28 protein-coding genes are annotated in these 23,855 nt (G+C 64.1%); 18 read left to right on the forward strand and 10 right to left on the reverse strand.

Annotated features, from left to right (window positions below; translation table 11 throughout):
* Positions 1-5 precede the first annotated feature (5 nt).
* The 5 genes from ACN0S5_RS07585 (at position 6) to acpS (ending at position 3,462) form a co-directional block, all read left to right on the forward strand.
* Positions 6-647: a DUF2062 domain-containing protein gene (locus ACN0S5_RS07585; protein WP_417207502.1), complete on the forward strand. Its 642-nt coding sequence runs from the start codon at positions 6-8 to the stop codon at positions 645-647.
* Between the two features lie 144 nt (positions 648-791).
* Positions 792-1,544: a pyridoxine 5'-phosphate synthase gene (locus ACN0S5_RS07590; RefSeq protein WP_417207504.1), complete on the forward strand. Its 753-nt coding sequence runs from the start codon at positions 792-794 to the stop codon at positions 1,542-1,544.
* Positions 1,545-1,656: 112 nt separating this feature from the next.
* Positions 1,657-2,490 (forward strand): 2OG-Fe(II) oxygenase, encoded by an 834-nt coding sequence (locus ACN0S5_RS07595; RefSeq protein WP_417207505.1) that lies wholly within the window; start codon positions 1,657-1,659, stop codon positions 2,488-2,490.
* A gap of 85 nt (positions 2,491-2,575) precedes the next feature.
* Positions 2,576-3,037, forward strand: coding sequence for a hypothetical protein (locus ACN0S5_RS07600; protein WP_417207506.1), 462 nt, complete (start codon positions 2,576-2,578; stop codon positions 3,035-3,037).
* Positions 3,038-3,060: 23 nt separating this feature from the next.
* Positions 3,061-3,462: a holo-ACP synthase gene (acpS, locus tag ACN0S5_RS07605; protein WP_417207507.1), complete on the forward strand. Its 402-nt coding sequence runs from the start codon at positions 3,061-3,063 to the stop codon at positions 3,460-3,462.
* A gap of 30 nt (positions 3,463-3,492) precedes the next feature.
* Here the strand turns inward: acpS and ACN0S5_RS07610 are convergent, their stop codons facing one another.
* On the reverse strand, positions 3,493-4,578 hold the full coding sequence (locus ACN0S5_RS07610) for an extracellular solute-binding protein (RefSeq protein ID WP_417207672.1): 1,086 nt from the start codon (positions 4,576-4,578) through the stop codon (positions 3,493-3,495).
* Between the two features lie 1,348 nt (positions 4,579-5,926).
* Here ACN0S5_RS07610 and lepB (ACN0S5_RS07615) point away from each other — a divergent pair.
* From lepB (ACN0S5_RS07615) to rnc, 3 genes are read left to right on the forward strand one after another with little or no spacing between them, the layout of a single operon-like run.
* The gene (gene lepB / locus ACN0S5_RS07615) at positions 5,927-6,760 is read left to right on the forward strand and encodes a signal peptidase I (protein ID WP_417207508.1); all 834 of its coding nucleotides are present in this window, start codon (positions 5,927-5,929) and stop codon (positions 6,758-6,760) included.
* Positions 6,744-7,739: a signal peptidase I gene (gene lepB / locus ACN0S5_RS07620; RefSeq protein WP_417207509.1), complete on the forward strand. Its 996-nt coding sequence runs from the start codon at positions 6,744-6,746 to the stop codon at positions 7,737-7,739. Before lepB (ACN0S5_RS07615) ends, lepB (ACN0S5_RS07620) begins: the two co-directional genes overlap by 17 nt.
* The gene (rnc, locus tag ACN0S5_RS07625) at positions 7,736-8,413 is read left to right on the forward strand and encodes a ribonuclease III (protein ID WP_417207510.1); all 678 of its coding nucleotides are present in this window, start codon (positions 7,736-7,738) and stop codon (positions 8,411-8,413) included. The genes lepB (ACN0S5_RS07620) and rnc overlap by 4 nt, the downstream gene beginning before the upstream one ends.
* Before the next feature lie 256 nt (positions 8,414-8,669).
* On the opposite strand, the gene ACN0S5_RS07630 is transcribed toward rnc, so the two are convergent.
* Positions 8,670-9,314 carry a thermonuclease family protein gene (locus tag ACN0S5_RS07630; RefSeq protein ID WP_417207511.1) on the reverse strand — a complete coding sequence of 215 codons (645 nt, stop codon included), beginning with the start codon at positions 9,312-9,314 and terminating at the stop codon, positions 8,670-8,672.
* 142 nt (positions 9,315-9,456) lie between these two features.
* Here ACN0S5_RS07630 and ACN0S5_RS07635 point away from each other — a divergent pair, with 142 nt between their 5' ends.
* The 4 genes from ACN0S5_RS07635 to recO all read left to right on the forward strand — a co-directional run bounded on the left by ACN0S5_RS07635 (position 9,457) and on the right by recO (position 12,623).
* Positions 9,457-10,329, forward strand: coding sequence for a DMT family transporter (locus tag ACN0S5_RS07635; protein ID WP_417207513.1), 873 nt, complete (start codon positions 9,457-9,459; stop codon positions 10,327-10,329).
* 187 nt (positions 10,330-10,516) lie between these two features.
* A complete protein-coding gene (era, locus tag ACN0S5_RS07640; protein ID WP_417207514.1) occupies positions 10,517-11,425 on the forward strand; it encodes a GTPase Era in 909 nt (302 codons plus the stop codon).
* A gap of 1 nt (position 11,426) precedes the next feature.
* Positions 11,427-11,756: a DUF1491 family protein gene (locus ACN0S5_RS07645; protein WP_417207516.1), complete on the forward strand. Its 330-nt coding sequence runs from the start codon at positions 11,427-11,429 to the stop codon at positions 11,754-11,756.
* A 135-nt stretch (positions 11,757-11,891) separates the two neighbouring features.
* Complete coding sequence (gene recO / locus ACN0S5_RS07650) at positions 11,892-12,623, forward strand: DNA repair protein RecO (protein WP_417207674.1); 732 nt, start codon at positions 11,892-11,894, stop codon at positions 12,621-12,623.
* On the opposite strand, the gene ACN0S5_RS07655 is transcribed toward recO, so the two are convergent.
* A complete protein-coding gene (locus ACN0S5_RS07655; protein ID WP_417207517.1) occupies positions 12,601-12,993 on the reverse strand; it encodes an META domain-containing protein in 393 nt (130 codons plus the stop codon). The two genes, recO and ACN0S5_RS07655, sit on opposite strands and share 23 nt — an antisense overlap.
* Positions 12,994-13,085: 92 nt before the next feature.
* On the opposite strand from ACN0S5_RS07655, the gene pgsA reads away from it, so the two are divergent.
* The 3 genes from pgsA to ACN0S5_RS07670 are packed head-to-tail and all read left to right on the forward strand — an operon-like array spanning position 13,086 to position 14,443.
* Positions 13,086-13,751, forward strand: coding sequence for a CDP-diacylglycerol--glycerol-3-phosphate 3-phosphatidyltransferase (gene pgsA, locus ACN0S5_RS07660; RefSeq protein ID WP_417207519.1), 666 nt, complete (start codon positions 13,086-13,088; stop codon positions 13,749-13,751).
* Entirely contained in the window at positions 13,751-13,996 is a 246-nt protein-coding gene (gene moaD / locus ACN0S5_RS07665) for a molybdopterin converting factor subunit 1 (protein ID WP_417207520.1), read from the forward strand. The genes pgsA and moaD overlap by 1 nt, the downstream gene beginning before the upstream one ends.
* Before the next feature lie 3 nt (positions 13,997-13,999).
* Positions 14,000-14,443: a molybdenum cofactor biosynthesis protein MoaE gene (locus tag ACN0S5_RS07670; RefSeq protein ID WP_417207521.1), complete on the forward strand. Its 444-nt coding sequence runs from the start codon at positions 14,000-14,002 to the stop codon at positions 14,441-14,443.
* A 12-nt stretch (positions 14,444-14,455) separates the two neighbouring features.
* Here the strand turns inward: ACN0S5_RS07670 and ACN0S5_RS07675 are convergent, their stop codons facing one another.
* Positions 14,456-15,757, reverse strand: a complete 1,302-nt coding sequence (locus ACN0S5_RS07675) for a hypothetical protein (protein ID WP_417207522.1) — start codon at positions 15,755-15,757, stop codon at positions 14,456-14,458.
* A 317-nt stretch (positions 15,758-16,074) separates the two neighbouring features.
* Here ACN0S5_RS07675 and ACN0S5_RS07680 point away from each other — a divergent pair, with 317 nt between their 5' ends.
* Positions 16,075-16,326 carry a hypothetical protein gene (locus tag ACN0S5_RS07680; protein ID WP_417207523.1) on the forward strand — a complete coding sequence of 84 codons (252 nt, stop codon included), beginning with the start codon at positions 16,075-16,077 and terminating at the stop codon, positions 16,324-16,326.
* A gap of 127 nt (positions 16,327-16,453) precedes the next feature.
* Entirely contained in the window at positions 16,454-17,224 is a 771-nt protein-coding gene (locus ACN0S5_RS07685; protein ID WP_417207524.1) for an FCD domain-containing protein, read from the forward strand.
* Positions 17,225-17,276: 52 nt separating this feature from the next.
* Here the strand turns inward: ACN0S5_RS07685 and ACN0S5_RS07690 are convergent, their stop codons facing one another.
* The 4 genes from ACN0S5_RS07690 to ACN0S5_RS07705 form a co-directional block, all read right to left on the reverse strand.
* A complete protein-coding gene (locus tag ACN0S5_RS07690) occupies positions 17,277-17,708 on the reverse strand; it encodes a c-type cytochrome (RefSeq protein WP_417207525.1) in 432 nt (143 codons plus the stop codon).
* A 57-nt stretch (positions 17,709-17,765) separates the two neighbouring features.
* Complete coding sequence (locus ACN0S5_RS07695) at positions 17,766-18,071, reverse strand: hypothetical protein (RefSeq protein WP_417207527.1); 306 nt, start codon at positions 18,069-18,071, stop codon at positions 17,766-17,768.
* Positions 18,072-18,212: 141 nt separating this feature from the next.
* Positions 18,213-19,568, reverse strand: a complete 1,356-nt coding sequence (locus ACN0S5_RS07700) for an ammonium transporter (protein ID WP_417207528.1) — start codon at positions 19,566-19,568, stop codon at positions 18,213-18,215.
* A 28-nt stretch (positions 19,569-19,596) separates the two neighbouring features.
* Entirely contained in the window at positions 19,597-19,935 is a 339-nt protein-coding gene (locus tag ACN0S5_RS07705; RefSeq protein WP_323769665.1) for a P-II family nitrogen regulator, read from the reverse strand.
* A 255-nt stretch (positions 19,936-20,190) separates the two neighbouring features.
* Here ACN0S5_RS07705 and ACN0S5_RS07710 point away from each other — a divergent pair, with 255 nt between their 5' ends.
* Entirely contained in the window at positions 20,191-22,359 is a 2,169-nt protein-coding gene (locus ACN0S5_RS07710) for a transglycosylase domain-containing protein (RefSeq protein WP_417207529.1), read from the forward strand.
* A gap of 92 nt (positions 22,360-22,451) precedes the next feature.
* On the opposite strand, the gene ACN0S5_RS07715 is transcribed toward ACN0S5_RS07710, so the two are convergent.
* A complete protein-coding gene (locus ACN0S5_RS07715) occupies positions 22,452-23,039 on the reverse strand; it encodes an MlaC/ttg2D family ABC transporter substrate-binding protein (RefSeq protein ID WP_417207530.1) in 588 nt (195 codons plus the stop codon).
* Between the two features lie 14 nt (positions 23,040-23,053).
* Positions 23,054-23,800 (reverse strand): VacJ family lipoprotein, encoded by a 747-nt coding sequence (locus ACN0S5_RS07720; protein ID WP_417207531.1) that lies wholly within the window; start codon positions 23,798-23,800, stop codon positions 23,054-23,056.
* Positions 23,801-23,855: the final 55 nt, after the last annotated feature.

Below are 23,855 nucleotides of genomic sequence, written 5' to 3' on the forward strand. Positions count from 1 at the left end.
ACAGTTTGGTCTTCAAGCGACGCGACAGACGGCCAGTGGGCCGGATCGTGCTCGAAGCGCTCTGGCCGCGTGGCGGCTGGGGCCGGGCTGCGCGTTACGTGCAACTGCGCCTGAACCGTCTTCCCGATCCGCCCGAACGAATCGCACGCGGCATCTTTGCCGGGGTGTTCACCACCTTCACCCCGTTCTACGGCTTTCACTTTGTGTTCGCGGCCATACTGGCCTGGATCATGCGCGGGAACATCCTGGCCGCGATCCTGTCGACCTTCTTTGGCAACCCGCTGACCTATGTGCCCATCGGCGTTGTCGCGATGAAGACGGGTTATGCCCTGCTCGGGCTGAAGGCGGGCGCGGATCACGGCAGTATCGGCAAGAAATTCGTCAAGGCCGGCGAAGACCTGTGGGACAATTTCCTGGCCCTCTTCACCCCGGACAAGGCCGACTGGAACCATCTGGGGATCTTCTATGACGAGGTGTTTTTTCCCTACATGATCGGCGGAATCATTCCCGGCATCGTGGCGGGCACCATCGCCTATTACGTGTCGCTGCCGCTGATCACCGCGTTCCAGAACCGGCGCAAAGGCGCGATCAAGGCCAAGCTGGCGGAGCTGAAAAAGAAAAAGAAGCTGGGCAAGCAGGCGGACTAGGGGGCGCTGCCCCCGTCTCCCTCCGGTCGACTCCCCCGGGTGTATTTGGACAAAGAAGAAGCGCAGGGGCGCGCGCGGAATTCGCACTTTCCTTTCCGGGGCCTCCGATCTAGCTTTTGATCAAATCTTGAGCGGGAGTATGCCATGAACCCCAACGCCGGAAGCCTGCGCCTTGGCGTCAACATCGACCATGTCGCCACGGTGCGCAATGCCCGCGGCAGCGCCTATCCCGATCCGGTGCGCGCGGCGAAACTGGCCGAGGCGGCAGGCGCCGATGGCATCACCGCGCATCTGCGCGAGGATCGCCGCCATATCTCGGATGCGGATATCGACGCGCTGATGGATCAGCTGACGGTGCCGTTGAACTTTGAGATGGCGGCGACGGCGGAGATGCAGGCCATTGCCCTGCGGCACAGGCCGCACGCGGTCTGCATCGTGCCGGAAAAGCGCGAGGAGCGGACCACCGAGGGCGGGCTGGAGGTTGCGCGCGAGGAAAACCGGCTGGCGCATTTCATCGCGCCGCTGCGCGAGGCGGGCAGCCGGGTGTCGATCTTTATCGCTGCCGACGCCCGCCAGATCGAGGCGGCGCACCGGATCGGCGCGCAGGTGATCGAGCTGCACACCGGGGCCTATTGCGATTTTCACGCCGAGGGCCGGTTTGACGAACGCGACGCCGAGTTGGCGCGGATGCGCGAGATGGCCGGGTTTGCCCATTCGCTGGGTCTGGAGGTCCATGCCGGGCACGGGCTGACCTATGACACGGTCCAGCCGGTTGCCGCCTTCCCCGAGGTGATGGAGCTGAACATCGGCCACTTCCTGATCGGCGAGGCGATCTTTCTGGGTCTTGGCCCGGCGATAGCCGAGATGCGGCGGCTGATGGACGAGGCGCGCGCCTGAGCGGACCGGTTGCCGCACGGAGCGGGCCAGAATCCATACGTTTGTTACCATTTTCTTGCCGCAAACGGGCCGTATGAAGGCGCAAACGCGCCTGTCAGCAGAGGGTACTCTCATGCCAGTTATCCCGATGGATCCCGAAACGCTTGTCATTGACGCCGGGGCCGCCAAGGCCGCCGGGGCGCAGGCGGGCGCGGCGTATCAAAGCCGCCAGCCCTATCCCTATGGCTGTTTCGACGACTTCCTGCCCGAAGCGGTGCTGGAGCAAGTCCTGCAAGAGATCCGCACCCTGCCGGAGGCGGAAACCATGTTCGACCGGCCGCAGGAAAAGCTGAAAACCAGCTACCTGCCCGAGCGCCTGCCGCCCTACACCCGCAACCTGTTCTACGTGCTGAACTCGCGCCCCTTTGTGCGCTTTCTCGAAGAGATGACCGGCATCAACGGGCTGATCCCCGATCCCTATTTCGCCGGTGGCGGCGTGCATGTGGTGGCCAATGGCGGGCATCTGGATATCCACGCGGATTTCAACCACAACGCCAAGCTGAACCTCGAACGCCGCCTGAACATCCTGATTTACCTCAACAAGGACTGGAAGAAGGACTACGGCGGTTCGTTTGAGATCTGGAACACCGACATGACGGAACAGGTCGACAGCTTTGTGCCGGTCTTCAACCGCATGTGCTGTTTCAACACCGGGTCCGACACATGGCACGGCAACCCCGAGACGGTGAACCACCCGGACGGAGAGCCGCGCATGTCGCTGGCGCTGTATTACTACACCGCCACATGGGACTATACGCGCAAGTCGCACACCACCCTGTTCAAGCCACGCCCCGGCACGCAGGATCAGATCGACCGGCAGGTCAAGCGCGCCGACCGGTTGCAGGAGATCCTGCCGCCGGTGATCTTCCGCAAGGTGATTGGACGGCTGCAACGGCTGGGATTCTAGGCACGGTGGGGAAAACCCGTCCTCGCTTTGCCGCCCGGATCGGCCTAGGGTTTCGCGGAACCCCAGACAGCCCCGGTGATCCGCCATGCCCCGTTTCCTGACCGCCCTGCCCCTTGTTCTGCTGCCCGCACTGGCCGCCGCGCAAGAAGACCCCGGTGTCACCGTCAGCGATTGTGACTGGCAAGCGAGCGCGTGGAACCTTGCCGAGCCGTGGGAAGAGAACAGCCGCACCTTTTCCAACGGCAAGACCCGGCTGGCGCTGCTCGACACCATCGAACCGGCCGCCGCATGGGCGCATATCCTTGTGCTCTCGCCGCCCTATTCCGAGATCGGCGACCGCCAGTGCAAGACCATCGGTTATAATGGCATGGGGTTCGGCGGCATTCGCTTCAATGAGCTGACCTCCAGCTATGACCCCGCGACCGGCCTGAATTTTACCGTGCCGGTACAGGCCTATAGTTCGGCGATTAGCGATGTCGACTGGTACACGCTGCGGTTCACGCTCAATCAGGCGACGGGCGATATCACCACCGCCCTGACGCAGTGATCCCCGGATAGAGACCGCTCCATATGATCCTTGGCATCGGCACCGATCTGGCCAATATCGACCGCATCGCCGGCACGCTGGAGCGGTTCGGCGACCGGTTCCGCAACCGCGTCTTCACCGAGGTGGAACAGCGCAAGGCCGAACGCCGCCGCGACGTGGCGGGCACCTATGCCAAACGATGGGCCGCGAAAGAGGCCTGCTCCAAGGCGCTGGGAACCGGCCTGCGCATGGGCATCTCGTGGAAGGACATGGCCGTCAGCAACCTGCGCACCGGCCAGCCGGTGATGGAGGTCACGGGCTGGGCAAAGGACCGGCTGGACGCCATGACGCCGCCGGGGCATGAGGCGATCATCCACGTCACCCTGACCGACGATCACCCCTGGGCGCAGGCCTTTGTGGTGATCGAGGCGCGCCCCAAAGCGTAAGACCCGCAACCCACCGGAAAGGCCGGACCCCTAGCGCGCCAGCCAGGTTGCGAACCGCGCCTCGATTGTGTCGCGGTGGCGCGCCCAAAAGGCGTGGTTGTACACCAGTGCGTTTTGCACGTTCTCGGGGCCGGTGGGCAGATGCGGCGTCATGTCAAAGCCAAGGCTGGCATGGCGCACCGGCAGGGCGGCGGAACTGCGGCGGGCCGGACCATAGGCGATGTATTTCGCCTGATCGCTCAGCCGCTGGGTATCGGTGGCAAAATACAGGAAATCCATCACCCGCGCCTTGCGTTTCGCCGACAGCCCGGTGGGCACGATCCAGCCATCCAGATCAAGAACCTGCCGGTCCCACAGCATGTCGACCGGCGCGCCATGCTCATTGATCAGGCTGAACAGCCGCCCGTTGTAGCCGGACCCCATGACAACCTCGCCATCGGCCAGCAATTGCGGCGTCTCGGCTCCGGACTGCCACCAGACGACATGCCGTTTGATGGTGTCCAGCTTGGCCAGCGCCCGCTCTTGCCCCTGCCGGGTGAGCAGAACGTCATACAGTTGCGCCTCCGGAACACCGTCGCAAAGCAGCGCCCAGACCATATTGTAGTCAGGCCGCTTTTCCAGCGCGCGTTTGCCCGGATAGCGGTTCAGATCAAAGACATCGCAGACCGACCGGGGCGGCCTGCCGCCAACCTTGTCGGTGCGATAGCCGAAGGTCATCGAATAGGCGATCTGCGGAACAAAACACGCGCTGATGATAAAGCGGCCAAAATCGCGGGTGGCCGGTGAGCCGTCGCTGCCCGGTGCCAGAACGCGATCATGGTCGATCTTTTCGGCCAGCCCCTCGTCGCACAGCCTGATCGCATCGGCGGCCACCACATCGACCAGATCCCACAACCGGGCCGCCGCGTTCTTGTTGCGCAGCCGACTGACCGCCTCGTAGGATTTTTCATCCCATTTGGCGTTCAGCGCGCGGTTGTCCCTTAGATAGGGGTCCAGATAGGCGTTCGCCTGACTGCGCTGATAGGTGCCGCCCCAACTGACCAGCGTCAGGGTATTGGCCATCTCCACCGCCGCGCGCGGCGCGGGCTTGGGCGGCACCGGCACGACGGGGGCCATCGACAACAACACCGCCTGCGCGCTGAGCGCCGCCGCGGTCCCGGCAAACTGCTTTTGGATGGTCTCCAGCTTTTGCCGCTTGTCGGCGACGCTGGCGACCTGCAACGCGGCCAGCAAGGCTTCGGTCGCCTTCTCTTCGCGGGTCGGGGCCTTGGGTGCCATCAGGTGCAGGGTGTTGCGGGCGCTGATCGCGGCACTGCTGTTCGGATACCGCGCCACAACGGCCTCCAGCGCCGCGCGCTGCGCCGACAGGCCGGGCACCTGCATGGCATCGGCCAGCGCCGACCGGGCCTCTGCCTCGGGGTCGACCTTGGGCTCTGGTGCGCGCACCTCCTTGAAGCCCAGGTCAAGCGCCGCCTCGACCGCCGCGATCTTGTGCCCGCCATTGTGCCCGCCGCGCGCCGTCAGCCCGCCCCGGTTGTGCAAACCCACAACCGCCAGCGTCCGCGCGTCCAGCAACAGCGCCCCGGAAGAGCCGCCGCCGGTTTCACAACTGTGGCGCAGCTCTGCCGCCTCTGGCGGCAATTCGGCCTGCGTCGGGTGAATCTGGCAATTCCCGGCGGAAAAGCGCTGCGGCTGGCGTAGCGGATGGTGGATCATTGTCAGCGCCCGGCGCGGCGTGGCGCGGGTTTCCATCAGCATCGGGATATGACCGCCCAGCCGTTCGTTGGCATCCGCCCCCACGATCTGCAACACCAGCGCATCGGTGCGCGCGTCCTGCGCCAGTTCGCGGTTGGCCACCAGAAAGGTCTGCACGTTGTCGGTGAAATCCTCCGAAACGTAACCGAAATTCGCCCGCGCCTCCTGCACAAAGGTGAACCCGGCCTTCACCAGCGCCGGTTCGTAATAACAATGGCGGTTGGCCAGCAGCCGGTTGCCGGGCAACAGCGCGGCGGTGCAGGTGGTGACATAGGGGCTGGGGATTTCCTGACTGCCGCCGCCGATGCGGATGGTGCGCGGCTTGCCGTCCGGGGTCACCAGGCAGATATCCAGCCGCGCGATGAACCGCCCGATCTCCTGCACGTCATCCGGGGCCTGACGGATCGGACGCCAGAAACCGCCCATGTCCTGCGCCCCGTCGATCAGCGATTGCAACGCGCTGCTTTCGTTGTTCACCTCAAAGCCAAAGTCGCACTGGGTAAAGGCCTTTAGCGGTGCGCCAAACAGGGCAAGCAGCCCGGAGACCAACAGAATTTTCCGAATCATGTTGCCCCCTCCCCGGGGTCTTTTGAATGGCCATGACGGTAATGGCTCGGGCGCACGCCGGTCAATCACCGGGCGTCCCGCCTTGACACGCCCTGCCCCGCCGCTCATGAAACGCCGGAACGACAGGCAAGGGGCTCGCCATATGGCAACCGAAGAGAAAAAAGGCGGTCTCTGGGAGACCATCAAGACGATTGTCTACGCGCTGCTGATTGCCGGCGTCTTCCGGACCTTCCTGTTTCAGCCGTTCTGGATTCCCTCCGGTTCGATGAAAGACACGCTGCTGATCGGCGATTTCCTGTTCGTCAACAAAATGGCCTATGGCTATTCCTACGCCTCCTGCCCCTCTGTCATCATTCCGCGCTTTGGCATCAACGTCGACGCGCAGGATCTGTGCGGCTGGGCCGATGGCGACAACAAGCGCCTGTTCGGCGGCGACCCGCAGCGCGGCGATGTGGTGGTGTTCCGCCATCCGGTGTCGGGCCGCGATTTCATCAAGCGGCTGATCGGCCTGCCCGGCGAACGCATCCAGATGCGCAACGGCGTGCTGCACATCAACGGCCAGCCGGTCGAGGTCACACCCGACGGCACGTTCGAGGAACTGGCCGCGCCGCAGGGGCCGCAGCGTCTGCGCCCGCGCTGCGCCAATGGCACCGTCGGCGACGGCGCCACCTGCATCAAGGAAAAATACATCGAGACGCTGCCCGGCGGGGTCAGCCACTCGATCCTCAACATCTCCATGCAGGGCTCGGACAATACGCCGGTCTACACGGTGCCCGAAGGGCACTACTTCTTCATGGGCGACAACCGCGACAACTCTTCCGACAGCCGCGTCCCCAATATCGCCAATGGCGTGGGCTTTGTCCCCTACGAGAACCTGATCGGCCGCGCCGACCGGGTGATGTTCTCATCCGCGGGCCGCTCGATGCTGTACTTCTGGACATGGCGCAGCGACCGCTACTTTGAAAAGATCGACTGAGCCGGGTGCCATGGGCTTTTTCCGCGCCGCGCTGAACTGGCATGGCCTGACCGGGCGCGGGGGCTTTGCGCTGTCGGTGCTTCCGGTGGCGGGGCTGATGGCGGCGCAGACGCAGGTGCCGCCCCTCAGCCTTGCCGGGGCCGTCCTCGCCCTGTTGTCGGCGCTGGCGATCCTGCTGTTCTGGGGCCATGCCCGGCGGCGGTTGCGGGCGATGGGCTGGTCCGGCGCGTGGATGTGGGCGCTGGTGGTCCCGCTGCTGTCGCTGCTCCTTGTGCTTGTCATGCTGGTGCGCCGCCCCCACCCCGAGGCCGCGCCGGGCCCGTTCAGCCCTGCGGGACGCGCGCTGGTCTGGGCGCTTGTCGCCGTTGTGGCCAGCCGGGCGCTCTGGGCCCCGTTCATCATCCCGACCGGCAGCATGTCCCCCACCCTGCAACCCGGCGACTACGTGCTGGCCACCCGCAGCCTTGCGGCCCCGCGGCGCGGCGATGTGGTGGTCTTTCGCCACCCGGTCAACGGCTATGACTTTCTCAAACGGGTGATCGGCCTGCCCGGCGACACCGTGCAGATGCGCGACGGTCAGGTGATCCTGAACGGCACGCCGGTCCCGCAAGTTGCCGCCCCGGACTGGACCGAACCCAATCGCGCCACCGCCAGCGGCACCCGCCCCCGCTGCGTCACCCCGGTGGTCGCGGGCGCCCCCTGCATCAAACGGGCCGCGACCGAAACGCTGCCCGGCGGCCCCGCCTACACCGTGCTGGAGGTCGGCCCGATGGCCACCGATTTCACCGCCGCCATGACCGTCCCCGCTGGCTTTGCCTTTGTGCTTGGCGACAACCGCGACAACTCACTCGACAGCCGGATCGCGCAAAGCGCCGGGGGAGTCGGGCTTGTCCCCCTTGCGGCGGTTGCGGGACGGGTCCGTCTGGTGCTCTATTCACAGGAAGGACGCGAGGGCCGCGTCCTGAGGATGGTCGAATGAAAGTCTCCGCCGAACTGACCGCCTTGCAGGAGGCGCTGGGCCATCGTTTCACCGATCCCGCGCTGCTGCGCCGCGCCGTCACCCATGCCTCGCGCTCCGGTCCGGGGCGCGAGGACAACCAGCGGCTGGAGTTCCTTGGCGACCGGGTGCTGGGTCTGGTCATGGCAGAGGCGCTGTTGCAACGCGACCGCGCCGCCTCCGAGGGCCAGCTTGCGCCGCGCTTCAACGCGCTGGTGCGCAAAGAGGCCTGCGCCGATGTCGCGCGGGAGATCGGGCTGGGCGAGGCGCTGAAACTGGGCCGCTCGGAACAGCTCTCCGGCGGGCGCCGCAAACAGGCGCTGCTGGGCGACGCGATGGAGGCGGTGATTGCCGCCGTCTATGTCGACGCGGGGTTTGACGTGGCCCGCGCGCTGATCCTGCGGCTCTGGGGCGCGCGCATCGACGGCGTCGAAGAAGACGCCAAGGACGCCAAGACCAGCTTGCAGGAATGGGCACAGGCGCGCGGCCTGCCGCCCCCCGCCTATGTCGAAACCTCGCGGACCGGGCCGGATCACGCCCCGGTCTTCGTCATTGAGGCGCGGCTGCCGTCTGGCGAGACCGCCGAGGCCACCGCCGGCTCCAAACGGCAGGCCGAACAGATGGCGGCGAAGGCGCTGCTGGAACAGTTGGGATGATCCCCCGCTAAAAAGCGATCCGCCACCACCGCTTCCACAGTTGCCTCAAAAGCCGTCCGCGACAGGCCTTCAACGCTTCACCGTCGACATCATGGCTGGACAGGCGCGCGGGCGGCGCGTCCAACCGCTGTCCGGTCAGAGGTTTCATGTTCCGTCCGCGTCGCACCTTTGGCCGTCTGCCTTCCCGGTGCGACTTCACTCCAATGGAACCCGCATCTTACAACTCGGACAACCCAATGAAACACTCCGCGGAAGGCTATGAGCCGTTGGCGCCCTGCCGCGCGTCAAACGCTTCCCAGACATGCATCCGGCCCTTCTGACGCGCATCTGCCAGCCACATCTTTTTGCGGGCATCGGGGGTTTCCAGGGCTGCGTAGACTCCACCAGAATATTTTGGCCAGTCAATCGCGAGCCCAAGCATTACCATCTCTGCCGACAGGTCGCGCCCATCGGGCAAATAACAACGGGCCACCGTTCGTCCGTGTGCATCCTGACTGATCAGTTCAGCCCGGACCTTGTGTCCTTTGCAGAGCCTGACCAACGCCCACTTCGCTTTTTTTCCGAAGGGATGATTCATCTCCGGGGCATCGACACCGAATAAACGTATCTGCGTTTTCTGGACAACAATTGTATCTCCGTCCACGACGTAGGCTGCCCCCAGTCGCACCGCATCAGCAGGCGCTTCCCCGGCATTATCGTTTGGGTCGTAGGGCGGACTTGGATCCGGCGGTGGCGCACTCACAACAAGAGGCTTTGGCGGCACGCGCGGCGAAAATACCGGTTCGGCAGGAGTATTCCATTTTTCGTTTTCCTTCCGTTTTTTCAATGCTTTCAAGCGATACACCAGTGCTGCCGCGCCGAAAGCCACGACAACAATTACCCAAGTTCCAAAATCATTCATGACAAGCAGTTCAATCCAATTGTGGCCAAACCCATTCAGGGTCAAACCAGTCCCGAATTGCAAGCGGCCCGCACAATATTATTTTCGCCCACTTGTTCATTTTCCATCGGTATGGGATGGCATCCACAAACCGGAGCCTCCCATGACCGACAATCAGCGCGGCGCATTCTACATGATCCTCGCCATGCTCGGCTTCGGGATCGAGGATGCCTTTTTCAAGTCCGCCACCGGTTCCGGCGGGATCACCCCCGGCATGGGCACGCTGCAATTCGGGCTGCTGGCGATGGCGCTTTACGCGCTCTACGCCCGCGCCAGCGGCGTGCCGGTCTGGACCCGCGACTACCTGCGCCCCGGCCTGCTGATCCGCACCGCGTTCGAGATCACCGGCCGCCTGTTCTTTGCGCTCAGCCTTGCCTACACGCCGCTGTCGACCACCTCGGCGATCCTTCAGGCGGCGCCGTTGTTTGTCATGCTGGGCGCGGCGGTGGTGCTCAAGGAACGCATCGGCCCGCGCCGCTGGACCGCCATGGCGGTGGGCTTTCTGGGCGTGTTGCTGATCGTGCGGCCCTCGCCTTCGGGGATCGAAGCGAACGCGGTCTTCGCCCTGCTCGGCATGATCGGCTTTGCCGGGCGCGATCTGGCGACACGGACCGCGCCGCCGCATGTGCACACCGCGCAGCTGGGGGTTCTGGGCTTTGCCGTCGTCAGCGTCGCGGGTCTGGTGATCCTCGCGTTCGAACCCGCCGCCCCGGCGCTGCCAACCGCAATGGCCGCCACCCTGATCTGCGGCACCGCGCTCAGCGGCGTGGCGGGGTATACCGCGATGACCTTCGCCATGCGCACCGGAGAGGTCGGCGTCATCGCCCCGTTCCGCTACAGCCGCCTGATCGTGGCGCTTGTCCTCGCCTATACGCTGTTCGGCGAACGCCCGGACAGCATGACGCTGGCCGGGGCGGCGCTGATCGTGGGGGCCGGGATCTACTCACTCCTGCGAGAGCGGCGCACGATGCGTTAACCCGCCCGCGCGGCGCACCGCATGCGCATGGAGTGTGCATCGTTTGTGCATGGACTGTGCCCCGGCATTTTCCGCACCACCGCAAGGCGTTAACCCCGATTCGCGGCGCATCCGGGGAATCCACTGGCGTTGATCCCGGTTTTCCCCTAAATCACCAGCTTCACCATGTAACCCTCCGGGACATCCCATGACCACACGCGCCGGTTTCATCGCCCTGATCGGAGAGCCCAACGCGGGCAAATCCACACTCACCAACTTTATGGTCGGGGCCAAGGTCAGCATCGTCACCCATAAGGTACAGACCACCCGCGCGCGCATCAGGGGGGTGGCGATGGCGGGCGACAGCCAGCTGATCTTCGTCGACACGCCGGGCCTGTTCAAACCGCGCCGCAGGCTGGACCGCGCCATGGTCGCCGCCGCCTGGGGCGGGGCGGCGGACGCCGATGTGACCGTGCTGCTGATCGAGGCGCATCGCGGCGTGACCGAAGGCGTGGAACGCATCCTCGAAGGCCTAGCCGACCTGCCACAGGGACGCAAAATTGCCCTTGCCATCAACAAGATAGACCGGGTTGAGGCGAAGACCCTGCTGGCCTTGACCAAGGATATGAATGACCGCTTCCCCTTTGCCCAAACCTTCCTGATCTCCGCCGAAAAAGGCTATGGCATCGACGACCTGCGCACATGGCTGGCCGCCGAGGTCCCCGAGGGCCCCTGGCTCTACCCCGAGGACCAGATCGCCGACCTGCCCATGCGCATGATCGCGGCCGAGATCACCCGCGAAAAGCTGACCCTGCGGCTGCATCAGGAACTGCCCTACCAATTGACGGTCGAGACCGAAAACTGGGAAGAGCGCAAAGACGGCTCCGCCCGCATCGACCAGATCGTCTACGTCGCCCGCGACGGCCACAAGGGCATCATCCTCGGCCACAAGGGCGAGACGATCAAGGCCATCTCCAAGGCCTCCCGCGAGGAACTCACAGAATTCCTCGGCCGACCTATCCACCTGTTCCTACAGGTAAAAGTCCGCGAAAACTGGCTGGAGGAAAAAGAGCGCTACTCCGAAATGGGGCTGGATTTCAAAGACGGCAACGCCTGAGATGGCGCGCCTCACCGCGCGCTTCTGGGTCGACGCCTACCTCGCGCGCCTGCGCCTGTCCGACATCCCCGCCTTTGTCCTCGCCCATGGCGACGACAGCGCCGGCGCGGTCCTCGTCAAACTGAACACCCTCGACGGTCAGGCCCGCGCCTTCACCCGTGGCTTTGACCTGATGACCGGCGACCGCACATGGACCGACCTGACCTCCGGGGCCGAGCGCGATGTCGATGCCGCCATCACCCGCCAGCGCCGCTTCGACCCCGACCTCTGGGTGATCGAGGTCGAGGACAAACAGGGCCGCCACCTGCTCGACGATCCCTCCCTCGCCTGACCTGCGGGTTTCTTCTCTGTCCAAATACCCGAAAACCCGAGGCCCCGCAGGGGGCCGAGACACTCAGCGCAGCCGCAGGCTGCTCCGCCGGATCACCGCTTGCCAAAGCGCGCCCGCGTCCCGATCTTGCACCCCATGGACTGGCGCGACACCGGCATCTTGCTCAGCACGAAAAAACACGGCGAAACCTCGCTGATCCTCGACGTGTTCACCCCCGGACATGGCCGCCACGCGGGCGTTCTGCGCGGCGGCACCTCGCGCAAACTGGCCCCGCACCTGCAACCCGGGGCGCAACTGGATCTGGCCTGGCGCGCGCGGCTTGAGGATCACATCGGCAGCTACACCGCCGAACCGCAACGCTCGCGCGCGGCGGCGGCGCTGGGGGACCGGGTTGCGCTGGCGGGGCTCAACACGGTGACCGCGTTACTGGCCTTCTGCCTGCCGGAAAGAGAACCGCACCCGGCCCTCTACACCCGCTCCGAGGCGCTGCTGGATCTGCTCGACCGCCCGGACCTCTGGCCGCTGGCCTATCTGCGCTGGGAACTCGCCCTGCTGGACGAAATGGGCTTTGGGTTGGACCTGACCGCCTGCGCGGTGACCGGGGCCACCGACAACCTTGCCTATGTCTCTCCCAGAACCGGGCGCGCGGTGACGATGCAGGCCGCCGGGGACTGGGCCGACCGCCTGTTGCCGTTGCCGCCAATCCTGCTGGGCGATGGAGAGGCCGAGGACACCGACATCCTCGACGGGCTCGCAACCACTGGATTTTTCATGGAAAATCGTCTCGCCCCGGATTTGAGGGACAAACCCCTGCCCGCCGCGCGCGCGGCCTTTGTCACGCGCCTCAGGGCGCGGGCAGCGGGCTGAACACCATCTCGCGCCCCGCCGCGTCGGTCAGCACCAGCGCGCCGTCGCGCAGGTCGGCCGACCGCACCGCCTGCAAGGCCATGAAATACGCATGTTCCTGCGCCAGCTCCGGACAGGCCCGACGGGTGGCGCGTAGCGGCCCGACCAAGATCTCCGGCCAGACGCCGTCCAGCCGACCGGAAAACCCGTTGCACGGCCCCCGCCCGCTCAGCCGTCCCGGCTCTGACAGGTCCAGTTCCGCCCGCGCGGCGAACGGCGCGTCGCCGATGCTTTGCAGCACCCACCGGCCTTTTGCGGATGACTCCGTCATGCCGTCCTGCGCCATGGCGCTGCTTGCCAGCCCCAACAGGGCAAAGAGTGTCGCACGCATGATCACCTCGCTGTCATCTGACCCAATCTGGCCCACCTCGGCCCGTCCGGCAAGCCTTCCCCCTTCCCTGAGAACCGGCTAGGAAGGCGACGATGAAACTCACGCTGCCCAACCTTCTGACCATCCTGCGACTGCTCGCCGCCCCCGGCGTTGCGGTGATGTTCCTGTATTTCTCTCGCCCCTTGGCCGATTGGGCGGCGCTGATCCTGTTTGCCGGGGCCGCCATGACCGATTGGCTGGACGGCCATCTGGCCCGCAGCTGGCAACAGGAGACCAAGCTGGGCGCGATGCTGGACCCCATTGCCGACAAGGCGATGGTGGTGATCGCGCTGATGGTCATCGTCGGATTTTCGTCATGGTCTCCGTGGCTTGTCCTGCCCGCCACCATGATCCTCTTCCGTGAGGTCTTTGTCTCTGGCCTGCGCGAATTCCTTGGTGATACGGCGGGCACACTGAAGGTGACCAAGCTGGCCAAGTGGAAGACCACCACCCAGATGGTCGCCATCGCGGTGCTGTTTGCGCAGGGCATATTCGAGCACTATCTTGTGATGTCGAGCATGGGCATGGGCGATGACATCATCGGGCAAGTCCTTGGCGGCGAGATCGCGGATGAATTCGGCCTGCGCTGGAAGCTGCAAGGCATGGTCTGGTCCGGCAAGGGCGGGCTGGTTTTGCTCTGGCTGGCGGCGGCTTTGACGCTGGTCACCGGCTGGGATTACTTCCGCAAGGCGCTGCCGCATCTGAAGGAGGACAAGTGATGGACGTGCTGTATTTCGCATGGGTGCGCGAACGCATCGGGCTGCCGCGTGAAACGGTCCGGACAGAGGCCGCCACGGTCGCCGATCTGGTGGCCGAGCTCCGCGCGCGGGAAGACCGCTACGCCATGGCCTTTGAGGACCTGAGCGCGCTGCGCGTGGCCGTCGATCAGGAACTGACCGATTTCGACGCGCCGCTGGCCGGTGTCCGAGAGGTGGCGTTTTTCCCACCGATGACGGGGGGTTAACCGATGCGGATCGTGGTGCAGGAGGCGCCCTTTGACTTTGGTGCAGAGGCGGCGGGCTTTGCCGCCGGGCGGCACGACATGGGCGCGGTTGTCACCTTTACCGGGATCGTCCGCGACCGTCCGGGCGGCGGCCTGTACGCCATGGAGATCGAGCATTATCCCGGCATGACCCAAAAGGCGCTGGAAAAGATCGCGGCAGAGGCGGTTGACCGCTGGTCGCTGGGCGACGCGCTGGTGATCCACCGCTACGGGCGGCTGGAACCGGGCGCACAGATCATGATGGTCGCCACCGCCGCGCCGCACCGCAAGGACGCGTTTGAGGCGGCGGAATACCTGATGGACTATCTGAAATCCCGCGCGCCGTTCTGGAAAAAGGAATTCTGCGCGGAAACCGGCACTTGGGTCGCCGCCAAGGACGAAGACGAGGCAGCCCTGACGCGGTGGTAGCGACCTTCGGGGTCACGCCACGGGGTTATCGTCGCTGTCATCCCTGTCGCTCAGTTGCACGGTGATGCCGAATTGCGCGTCCGGCAACAGGCGTCGCGCCGGATGGTCCGCCGCCCAACTTGGCGCATCCTCGCTGGGCAGCATCAATGGCATGTTGACAGGTCTTTGTTCGCCATCACGCGCAAACGGTAGGTTCACCAGCAGGCCCCGCGGCATCCCAGTGTCTTTGTCCGAGTGAAAAAAGACATCCTGCGCGTAGCCTGTCGCGCGGGCCAGAGCCTCTGCGGCGTCTTCCATCGTAATGTCTGCGGGATGTTGTTCTCCCAGTTGTTTGTGCAGGGCGCGGATCTCGCGATACCGCTCACCGACCAGCTGATCCTTGTGGCCGCCATAACTTTCCAGCCCGTTACACCTGACCAGATAGCCGCGCGCCAGAGACGGCTGCTGACCGTAGAGCGCGCGCATGTGCAGACACGCGGCGGTTTCAACGGTGTGGCGCTGTCCGCCGTCGTGTTCCCTGTAGATGACAAATGGCGCGGTCTTGTTCACCTCGACGACCAGCGTCGACATGCCGCCAAAGTCCACCTCATGGTCAATCCTTGGGCCTTTGCGCGACACGATACGGCCAGTCGCCAATATTTGATCGCCCAGATTGTCCACCCAGCCACGGGCACCAAGATACCTGTTGTTTCCCATGTGACGGTAAGCGGCCAGTGACAACATCATGAACCGCGTCCCTTCCAGCCGGTGCGGAAAAAAGCGCAGGAAGTTTATCGAGACTTGGGAGACGCTTTCCTTCACCGGACCGGAGCCCGCGTTCCGCTCTCTCAGGCGTTGTTCCACACGATACATCAAATAATCGCCGTCCAGCCGAATTTGGCCGTTCTCTCCTGTGCGCTCGATCGCGTCATGGCGGCGGAAAATGGCAAAATCTTCCCCCGGCGTCGGCTCAAAATCCCGTTCGAGAAAATGCTCGTAGGCCGCTTTGACAAATTCGAAGTGCTCGGGGTGAATTTCGACTTTCGGCAACTCCTCGATGATTGACCTAGTCTCGTATTTGTTCGCCCGAAAGTTTTTGAAGGTGGTGAAGGACAGGTTGCGGTTGAGGTTGCCTGTCGGGTTGGACCAGCACGCGTTGTTCGAGTTCAGGTCAGACCGTTCACCAACACGGCGCAACAAGGACCCGTTGAACGCGCTCATGAACCCCTTCGCGATTTTTGCCTTTTTCAAGGTGTAGAAAAACAGGAAAAGGCGTTTCTGCTCGGTGACGTCAGGATCGACGACTAACTTCTGAAACGGGAACTCTCCGGACACGCAGTCGCCTCAAAATTGATTCGCTTCGAGACAGGCTATCGTTTGTCCGAAGGAAATTCACCTATTAGGACTTTGACGCCGCACACTCCTAATATCCGCTGCTTGCAGTGCCAGAAATTTCGGGTGCCGTCCGTTTTGGCCGGGTTTCTCCGAATATCGCGAAATCTGGAAAATACTAAACAATCTCTGACATTTACGTAAACCACCCGGCGCGGCAGAGATTGGATTATTGCGCAAAAGGACGGCACTCCGCACGATCCTTTCAGACCCCAGAGCAACACCTGCCAAGGGTCGTCAACAACCAAAAGGAACCTACAGTGATACCGCATACACTCAACGGCAATCCGACCTTCTTCCAACGCTGGCGCATCCTGTTGGCGGCGATTGGTGCCCCGGCCGCGCAGCGCGCGTGGCGCCAGCGGGCCTTTTTCCTGAAGCTGATCCGCGAGTTTCTGGTGACAACCCGCAAGGGAGACAGGCCGGAAAAGCAGGATCCCGAGGACCCTGTCTTTTTCGAGGTAGACGAGTTCTCCATGTTTCAATCCCAGTGGGAAGGGGCGATGGCCTAAGCCTCGATGACCGGACAGGTTTCGGCGGGCATCTTGTGGGTGTCCGCCGATTTTTTGATTTTCAAGTGTCAAGACGCCAGCCAGCCAGCTATGGTCATCTGACCTTACCAATACGTTCAGAGTCACCATGCCGTTCGAAAAAGTCCAGTCCGAGAAGCTCTCGCAGGCCGTTGTGCGCCAGATCGAACAGTTGATCCTGCGCGGGGTTCTGCGCCCCGGTGAACGCCTGCCCTCGGAACGCGACCTGTCGGAACAGATGGGGGTCTCGCGCCCCTCGCTGCGCGAGGCGGTGGCGGAATTGCAGTCGCGCGGCCTGCTGACCTCACGCGCCAGTGCGGGCATCTTTGTGACCGAGGTGCTGGGCAGCGCCTTTTCCCAACCGCTGATCCAGCTATTCGCCAACCACGACGAGGCAGTGTTCGACTACCTGTCCTTCCGGCGCGACATGGAAGGATTGGCCGCCGAACGCGCGGCGATCTATGGCACCGACTGCGATCTGGCGGTCATCGCGGCGGTCTTTGCCAAGATGGAAACCGCCCATACCAAGCGCAATCCGACCGAAGAGGCCGGTCTGGACGCCGAGTTTCACCTTGCGATCATCGAGGCCAGCCACAACGTCATCATGCTGCACATGATGCGGTCGATGTACCAGCTTCTGCGCGAGGGCGTGTTCTACAACCGCCAGATCATGTTCAAGCAGCGCACAAGACGCGACACCCTGCTGGAGCAGCACCGCGCCGTCAACGACGCCTTGCAGGCCCGTGACCCGCAGGCGGCGCGCACCGCCGTCGAGGCGCATCTGAACTTTGTCGAGGCGGCGCTGAGCGACAACCGCGAGGCCGAAAAGAACGAGGCCATTGCCCGTCAACGGCTGCGCCGCGAGACAGAGCGCGGCTGACCCGGCCCCCTCCGCCGCCGTGTCCGGCGACGGACGCAGGCCGGGTGCCCGGTCAGTTGATGCCGTTGGCGCGCTGCATTTCCCGCACATAGCCGACGATGGCGACCACATCCGCGCGGGTCAGCCCCTCGACCGGCGGCATGTTGCCAAACGTCCAGTGATGCGCGCGCACGCCGCGCTGCACCGCCAGTTGGAACGATTCGTCGCCGTGATGCGATGGCTCATAGATCTTGTGGATCAGCGGCGGCCCCATGCCATTGCGCCCCGCCGCGTTCTGCCCGTGGCAGGCCGCGCAAATGGCGTCAAAGCCGGTTTTGCCAATCTGCGCCACGGGCGACAGTGTTTCCGGCACGACAACCTGCACCAGCGCTGCCCCCGCAGCGGGAGCGGTCTGGGCATCGGCGCTGCCGAAAGTGGTGAACTGATAGGCGGCGATGGCGGCCCCAAGGGCAAGCGCACCGGCCACTATGTATCCGGGTTTCATATGACTCTCCATGTGTGTCTGACAGGCGTGGCCGCCGATTGGCGACCGGTTGCGGTGTCAGACGCGCGGAGGCGGCGGGTCGAACGCCAAGGCAGGTTCGGCAACCAGCAACCGTCCCGGCAAGTCGAACATGCCGCGATGCCCTTCGGGACCGGACAGAGCAAGGACGCAGGGCAAGACAGAGCCGATGGCCGGACAGGCCGCGCAGGCAACGTCATGGCCGCGCGCCGCATCGTCAGCGGCCGCACAGTCCATGCAATCCGCCGCGCATTCCATCATGACGCCGCCATGACCCGCCATGGCCGGGGATGCCCCCCACAGCAGGAACGCTGTCGCAATCAGCACTAGGATCAAACGCGGCATCTCTGGCGGCCCCTTTCAGCGCCACCCTACCCCAGCCTGATCCGGATGACAGGCCCTTCGCCATCATCCGCAGCCCGCCAATAAAAAAACCCGGGCGCGCACGCCCGGGCCAGTGATCAAAGACGGAGTGGAAGGAGAAACTCAGCCCTTGGAGAACTCCGGGTATGCCTCCATCCCCAGCTCGGCCATGTCGAGACCGGTGATCTCTTCCTCTTCCGATACACGGATGCCCATGATGGCTTTGAGAATGAACCAGATCACAGCCGACACCACGAAGACGAACACACCGACGATGATGATCGAGATGATCTGACCGCCAAAGGTCGCGTCCGGGTTGGTCAGCAGCACGGCCAGCGTGCCCCAGATACCGGCAAACAGGTGCACCGGGATGGCGCCGACGACGTCGTCGATCTTGAGCTTGTCAAGGAAGGGCACGGCAAAGACCACGATCACACCGCCCACGGCGCCGATCAGGGTCGCCTCGCCCAGCGTCGGGGTCAGCGGTTCCGCGGTGATGGACACCAGACCCGCCAGCGCGCCGTTCAGCACCATGGTCAGGTCGACCTTCTTGTAGATCACCTGCGTCAGGATCAGCGCCGCGATGGCACCGCCGGCAGCCGCCGTGTTGGTGTTGGCAAAGATACGCGACACGTCAGCGACGTCACCCACAGTGCCCATGGCAAGCTGCGAACCACCGTTAAAGCCGAACCAGCCCAGCCACAGGATGAACGTACCCAGCGTTGCCAGCGGCAGGTTGGAACCCATGAACGGAACCGTACGACCGTCTTTGGTGTATTTGCCGATGCGCGGGCCAAGGATCAGCGCGCCAGCAAGGGCCGCCCAACCACCAACCGAGTGCACAACAGTCGAACCGGCGAAGTCGAGGAAGCCGTACTGGCTGTCAAGGAAACCGCCGCCCCACTTCCACGAGGCCTGGATCGGGTAGATCAGGCCGGTCAGGATCACGGTAAAGATCAGGAAGGGCCACAGCTTGATGCGCTCGGCCAGCGTGCCGGACACGATCGACGCGGTTGTGGCGCAGAACATCAGCTGGAAGAAGAAGTCAGAGCCAGTCGAGGCATAGCCATAGTCGTCCGCCGCATCGCGGCCAACGCCGACGGCCTCAAGAACGGCAACGCCAAAGGCACCAAGGTAGCCACCGGTCTCATCCGTCCCGATCGACCAGTTGCCCAGCGGATACATCACGTTGTAGCCGATCAGGTAGTACATGATCGCCGCAATCGCGAAGAGCGCGATGTTCTTGGTCAACTGCATGGTCACGTTTTTGGACCGCACCAGACCGGCTTCGAGCATGGCAAAGCCCGCCGCCATCCAGAACACCAGAAAGCCACCGATCAGGAACAGCAGCGAGTTGAAGATAAAGATTGAGTCGGTCGAGGCGTCGACCCCCGCCACGGGTGCCGCATCCTGCGCAAACCCGATACTCGGCAAGGCCAGCAACAGGGCGGCCGGCGCAAGCGTCTTTAGTAGTTTCATGTCCGTTTCCCTCATGATGAACTGCGCGTCAGAGCGCGTCTGCGTCGGTTTCGCCGGTACGCACGCGCACGGCCTGAAGCACGTCGAGCACAAAGATCTTGCCGTCGCCGATCTTGCCGGTCTGCGCGGTGGTCTTGATGGTCTCGATCACCTGATCGGCCATCGACGAGGAGACGACGATCTCCAGCTTGATTTTCGGCACAAAATTCACGGCGTACTCCGCGCCGCGGTAGATTTCGGTATGGCCGGACTGAGAGCCGAAGCCCTTGATTTCCGTTACCATCATGCCGCGCACGCCGATGCCGGTCAGTGCTTCGCGCACTTCCTCCAGCTTGAACGGCTTGATCGTTGCAATGATCAGTTTCACCTTGGTCCCCTTCGGTCTGGCAGGGCAGCGCCTGCATTTGCACCAGCAGCAGAACGGCGACAGAGCGCAAATTTGAAGGGATCAGCCCGGAATTCAGGCGAACACGGGGGTGAGTGTGTTTAATTTTTGTGCGCCAATGGAACATTGCACAATATTTAATCTCAAAATAAACGCAACGCCGCGTCGGGGATGGTCAACATTCCCGTCCGGAGTCGATAGAGTCGTGGTCAAAGAAAAACGTGACGGGCAGAGTTCATGAGTTCCTCGAAAGGTAAGTCAAAGCGGCTCGTGGCAGACCGCCGCTATCCGCGCGGCGGCGCGAAACCCGCCGCGAAACCCACCCAGACCCGCAATCCCGCCACCCGGCGCAAGACAACGACACGGCGCAAGCGCGGCGGCGGCGGCGGTATTCTCGGGTTTTTCGGCGGCCTGCTGCGCTGGATCTTTCGGCTGGTCTGGCGGGTGACGCTGTCGGCCACAGTGGTTGTGGCGCTGATCCTTGGCGCGGCGGTCCTGTATGTCTACAGCACCCTGCCCGAGCTGAACGCCCTGCTCGACGGGCGCGCGCGCGGGTCGGTGACATTGCTGGACCGCAACGGCGATGTCTTTGCCCTGCGCGGCGATCAGTTCGGCGGTGTTGTCACAGCCGAAAGCGTCAGCCCGCACCTCAAGAACGCGGTTGTGGCCACCGAGGACCGGCGGTTCTACTGGCACTTCGGGGTCAGCCCGCGCGGCGTCGCCAGCGCCATCCGCATCAACCTGCGCGAAGGGCGCGGCCCGCTGTCGGGGCACGGCGGGTCAACGATCACCCAGCAGACCGCCAAGCTGGTCTGCCTTGGCGAGGAATACGACCCCGACGTCTGGAAGACAGAAGCGGACTACGTCTCCGACTGCCGCGAGGGCTCGTTGATGCGCAAGGGGCGCGAGGCGATCTATGCGATGGCGATGGAGGCCAAATACTCCAAGGACGAGATCCTCTCGATCTATCTCAACCGCGCCTACATGGGCGGCGGGGCCTATGGGGCCGAGGCCGCGGCACAGCGTTATTTCGCAAAACCCGCCGCGGCGCTGAACCCGGCGGAGGCGGCGATGCTGGCCGGGCTTTTGACCGCGCCGTCGACCCTTGCGCCCACATCCAACCTCAAGCGCAGTCAGGACCGGGCGGCGACGGTGCTGCGGCTGATGTACGATCAGGGCTATCTCACCGAGGCGGAGATGCGCCAGTATCAGGCCGACCCTGCGGTGCTGTCGAGCGGCGCACAGCAGTTGGGTGGCGGCTATTTCGCCGATTGGGTGATGCAGTCGGGACCGGACTTCTTTACCCGCGACACCACCGAGGATGTGGTGATTGAGACCACGCTGGACCAGCGCATCCAGCGGGTGACGGCCTCGGCGGTGGAAAGGATCTTTGCCGAAAAGGTCAAATCCGGGTCCAAGGCGCAGGTGGCCGTGGTGGTCATGTCCGCCGACGGCGCGGTGCGGGGCATGGTCGGCGGGCGCGACACCGATGCCACCGGCCTGTTCAACCGCGCGACGCAGGCGGTGCGCCAGACCGGATCGGCCTTCAAACCCTTTGTCTATGCCACCGCGCTGGAACTGGGCTATTCGCCGCTGGATACGGTCGAGGACGCGCCCTACTGCCTGAACATTCCCGGATCGGGCCAATGGTGCCCCGAGAACTACTCGCGCCGCCACTACGGTGTGGTCACGCTGACCGAGGCGCTGAAGAAATCGCTGAACGTGCCGGCGGTCAAGGTCTCGGAATCCGTGGGCCGCGATCTGGTGCTGCGGGTGGCCCGCGACTTTGGCATCCACCGCGAGCTGACGGACACGCCCGCGCTGGCGCTGGGCGCGTCCGAGGCGACCCTGCTGGAGATGACCGGTGCCTATGCGGGCATCCTGAACGGCGGCTCGTCCGTGACGCCCTACGGGCTGCGCGTGCTGCGGCTGAAAGGCCAGAACGACCCGCTGATGGGCTCCGGCGGCGGCATCGGAGAGCGCGTGGTCCGCGAAGAAGCGGCGCGGCAACTGGTCTGGATGATGCACAAGGTCGTGACCGAAGGCACCGGCGGGCGCGCCGCCCTGCCCGACCGTCAGGTCGCGGGCAAGACCGGCACCAGCCAAGAGGCGCGCGACGCCTGGTTTGTGGGCTTCACCGCCGATTACGTCACCGGCGTCTGGATGGGCTACGACGACAACACGCCGCTGACCGGCGTGACCGGCAGCGGCCTGCCGGCGGAAATCTGGCATGAGGTCATGGTGGGCGTCGAAGAGGGCCTGCCGGTGCAGCCCTTGCCAATGTCAGAGCCGGTGCCGCCCAAGGTCCCCGAACCCCAGCCGCGCCCCGAACCGGAAGTGCGCCGCCGCCAGAACCAGTCGATACTGGAGCAGGTCTTGCGCGACATTTTGGGCGGCGGGAACTGAGGCAACGCCCTGCCTGCAAATGCCAAAGGGCCGGGCTCCTCACGGAGGCCCGGCCCTTTTCTGTCGCGGTGGATCGCACCGTCGCGACGGTCTCAGCTGGCGGTGCGCAGGTCGGCGATCAGTCTGTCGATGTCGCCCCGGCGGGCATCCAGCATGGAGCCGATCTCGCTCCGCTCTGTCAGCAGCATGTCCACCCCTTCGATGAACAGGTTGTAAAAGCGGTTAGAGTCGGAGACGTGAAACGCGATCTCGAACGGATCGGTGCCGCGCAGGAAGGCGGTGCAGCGCACTTCATAGCCGCGCCGGATCGACCCGACGGATTTCACCTCCAGCCGCCCGCCGATGAATTCGCGGAACCGCTTGCCGTACTTGCGCGAGATGTAGCCGGTAAACGCGTCGGTAAAGGCCTTTTTCTGCGCCGCTGTCGCGCGACGCCCGTCCACGCCCAGCGCGTTGGCGGCGATCAACGGGGTGTCGCCGTATTTCCTGAAAATCCGCTCAAACTCGCGGTACATCGCGGATTCGGATTTGCCCGATGAGATCACCTTGTTGATCTCATCCACCATCTTGCTGATCAGACTGGAGGCCTGACCGCTTGTCAGGGCAAAAACAGGCATCGCGGGCAAGGCCGCCGCGGCACTGCCGACCGCAAGGAAGTGGCGGCGTGAAAATAGCGTCATGACTAGGCTCCTTCCTAGAATCCCTCGGCGTCCACCGCCAGCGGATCGAAATCCGCCCCCGGCGCATCTTCGCCCAGTTCGTATCTCCGGTTCTGCAAGTACATCAACCGGAACTGCAAATAGCTGTCGGCGCTGCCGTGCAGGATCGAATCGACGGTGCCGCCGAATTTGCTGCGCTCGCCAACCTTGTCCAAGGCCTTGGCCGCTGTGCCGACATAGCGTTCAGGCGTCGGCACCACGTATTTCAGCGGGTCGGTGAACAGGTCGACAACGTCCCCGACCGTATCCCGTTCCGTCGATGGGCCAAGAACCGGCACCTCCAGATAGGCCCCCTCGGGCGCGCCCCAGACCGCCAGTGTTTCGCCAAAGTCGGTTTCGTCGGGGTCCAGCCCCCATTCCTTGGCGACATCGAACATCCCGCCCAGACCGATCGTCGCGTTAAGCGTAAAGCGCAGAGAATTGCTGGTCGCCCGCAAGAGACGCCCCTGAAGCACCTGATTCACCACCGTCTGCGGCAAAGAGACCGTATCGGCAAAGCTCGACACGCGGTCCTGCACAAAGGGCGGAACCGTTCCGGCATAGCCGGGGCCATCGCCGCTGAACAGTTTCTTGTCGAGAGTCCGGTTGAAATCATGGACCTTGCGGTTCTGCACCTCATATGGATCATGGATTCCATCTGGCGCCCCGCCCGGTCCGGGCACCGAACAACCGGCCAAAGCCAGCGCGAGCGTCACCAGAACGACCGGTCTTACATCCAACATGACCCAAAGTCCTTTTCAAACCACTTGGGAAAGCTGCCCGCTTTCCGTAAAAGGG

Origin of the sequence: Antarctobacter sp. (assembly GCF_048262615.1) — a bacterium.
Taxonomy (GTDB): Bacteria; Pseudomonadota; Alphaproteobacteria; order Rhodobacterales; family Rhodobacteraceae; genus Antarctobacter.

What these genes read in the sequence shown, in the direction of transcription:
- era (WP_417207514.1), top strand. Translation starts at nt 10,517, where the DNA reads ATGACCACACGCGCCGGTTTCATCGCCCTGATCGGAGAGCCCAACGCG.
- ACN0S5_RS07685 (WP_417207524.1), top strand. Translation starts at nt 16,454, where the DNA reads ATGCCGTTCGAAAAAGTCCAGTCCGAGAAGCTCTCGCAGGCCGTTGTG.
- pgsA (WP_417207519.1), top strand. Translation starts at nt 13,086, where the DNA reads ATGAAACTCACGCTGCCCAACCTTCTGACCATCCTGCGACTGCTCGCC.
- ACN0S5_RS07695 (WP_417207527.1), bottom strand. Translation starts at nt 18,071, where the DNA reads ATGCCGCGTTTGATCCTAGTGCTGATTGCGACAGCGTTCCTGCTGTGG.
- ACN0S5_RS07635 (WP_417207513.1), top strand. Translation starts at nt 9,457, where the DNA reads ATGACCGACAATCAGCGCGGCGCATTCTACATGATCCTCGCCATGCTC.
- ACN0S5_RS07610 (WP_417207672.1), bottom strand. Translation starts at nt 4,578, where the DNA reads ATGGCCCCCGTCGTGCCGGTGCCGCCCAAGCCCGCGCCGCGCGCGGCG.
- lepB (WP_417207508.1), top strand. Translation starts at nt 5,927, where the DNA reads ATGGCAACCGAAGAGAAAAAAGGCGGTCTCTGGGAGACCATCAAGACG.
- ACN0S5_RS07670 (WP_417207521.1), top strand. Translation starts at nt 14,000, where the DNA reads ATGCGGATCGTGGTGCAGGAGGCGCCCTTTGACTTTGGTGCAGAGGCG.
- rnc (WP_417207510.1), top strand. Translation starts at nt 7,736, where the DNA reads ATGAAAGTCTCCGCCGAACTGACCGCCTTGCAGGAGGCGCTGGGCCAT.
- ACN0S5_RS07700 (WP_417207528.1), bottom strand. Translation starts at nt 19,568, where the DNA reads ATGAAACTACTAAAGACGCTTGCGCCGGCCGCCCTGTTGCTGGCCTTG.
- ACN0S5_RS07595 (WP_417207505.1), top strand. Translation starts at nt 1,657, where the DNA reads ATGCCAGTTATCCCGATGGATCCCGAAACGCTTGTCATTGACGCCGGG.
- ACN0S5_RS07710 (WP_417207529.1), top strand. Translation starts at nt 20,191, where the DNA reads ATGAGTTCCTCGAAAGGTAAGTCAAAGCGGCTCGTGGCAGACCGCCGC.
- ACN0S5_RS07630 (WP_417207511.1), bottom strand. Translation starts at nt 9,314, where the DNA reads ATGAATGATTTTGGAACTTGGGTAATTGTTGTCGTGGCTTTCGGCGCG.
- ACN0S5_RS07715 (WP_417207530.1), bottom strand. Translation starts at nt 23,039, where the DNA reads ATGACGCTATTTTCACGCCGCCACTTCCTTGCGGTCGGCAGTGCCGCG.
- ACN0S5_RS07720 (WP_417207531.1), bottom strand. Translation starts at nt 23,800, where the DNA reads ATGTTGGATGTAAGACCGGTCGTTCTGGTGACGCTCGCGCTGGCTTTG.
- recO (WP_417207674.1), top strand. Translation starts at nt 11,892, where the DNA reads ATGGACTGGCGCGACACCGGCATCTTGCTCAGCACGAAAAAACACGGC.
- moaD (WP_417207520.1), top strand. Translation starts at nt 13,751, where the DNA reads ATGGACGTGCTGTATTTCGCATGGGTGCGCGAACGCATCGGGCTGCCG.
- ACN0S5_RS07690 (WP_417207525.1), bottom strand. Translation starts at nt 17,708, where the DNA reads ATGAAACCCGGATACATAGTGGCCGGTGCGCTTGCCCTTGGGGCCGCC.
- ACN0S5_RS07645 (WP_417207516.1), top strand. Translation starts at nt 11,427, where the DNA reads ATGGCGCGCCTCACCGCGCGCTTCTGGGTCGACGCCTACCTCGCGCGC.
- ACN0S5_RS07590 (WP_417207504.1), top strand. Translation starts at nt 792, where the DNA reads ATGAACCCCAACGCCGGAAGCCTGCGCCTTGGCGTCAACATCGACCAT.
- acpS (WP_417207507.1), top strand. Translation starts at nt 3,061, where the DNA reads ATGATCCTTGGCATCGGCACCGATCTGGCCAATATCGACCGCATCGCC.
- ACN0S5_RS07655 (WP_417207517.1), bottom strand. Translation starts at nt 12,993, where the DNA reads ATGCGTGCGACACTCTTTGCCCTGTTGGGGCTGGCAAGCAGCGCCATG.
- ACN0S5_RS07600 (WP_417207506.1), top strand. Translation starts at nt 2,576, where the DNA reads ATGCCCCGTTTCCTGACCGCCCTGCCCCTTGTTCTGCTGCCCGCACTG.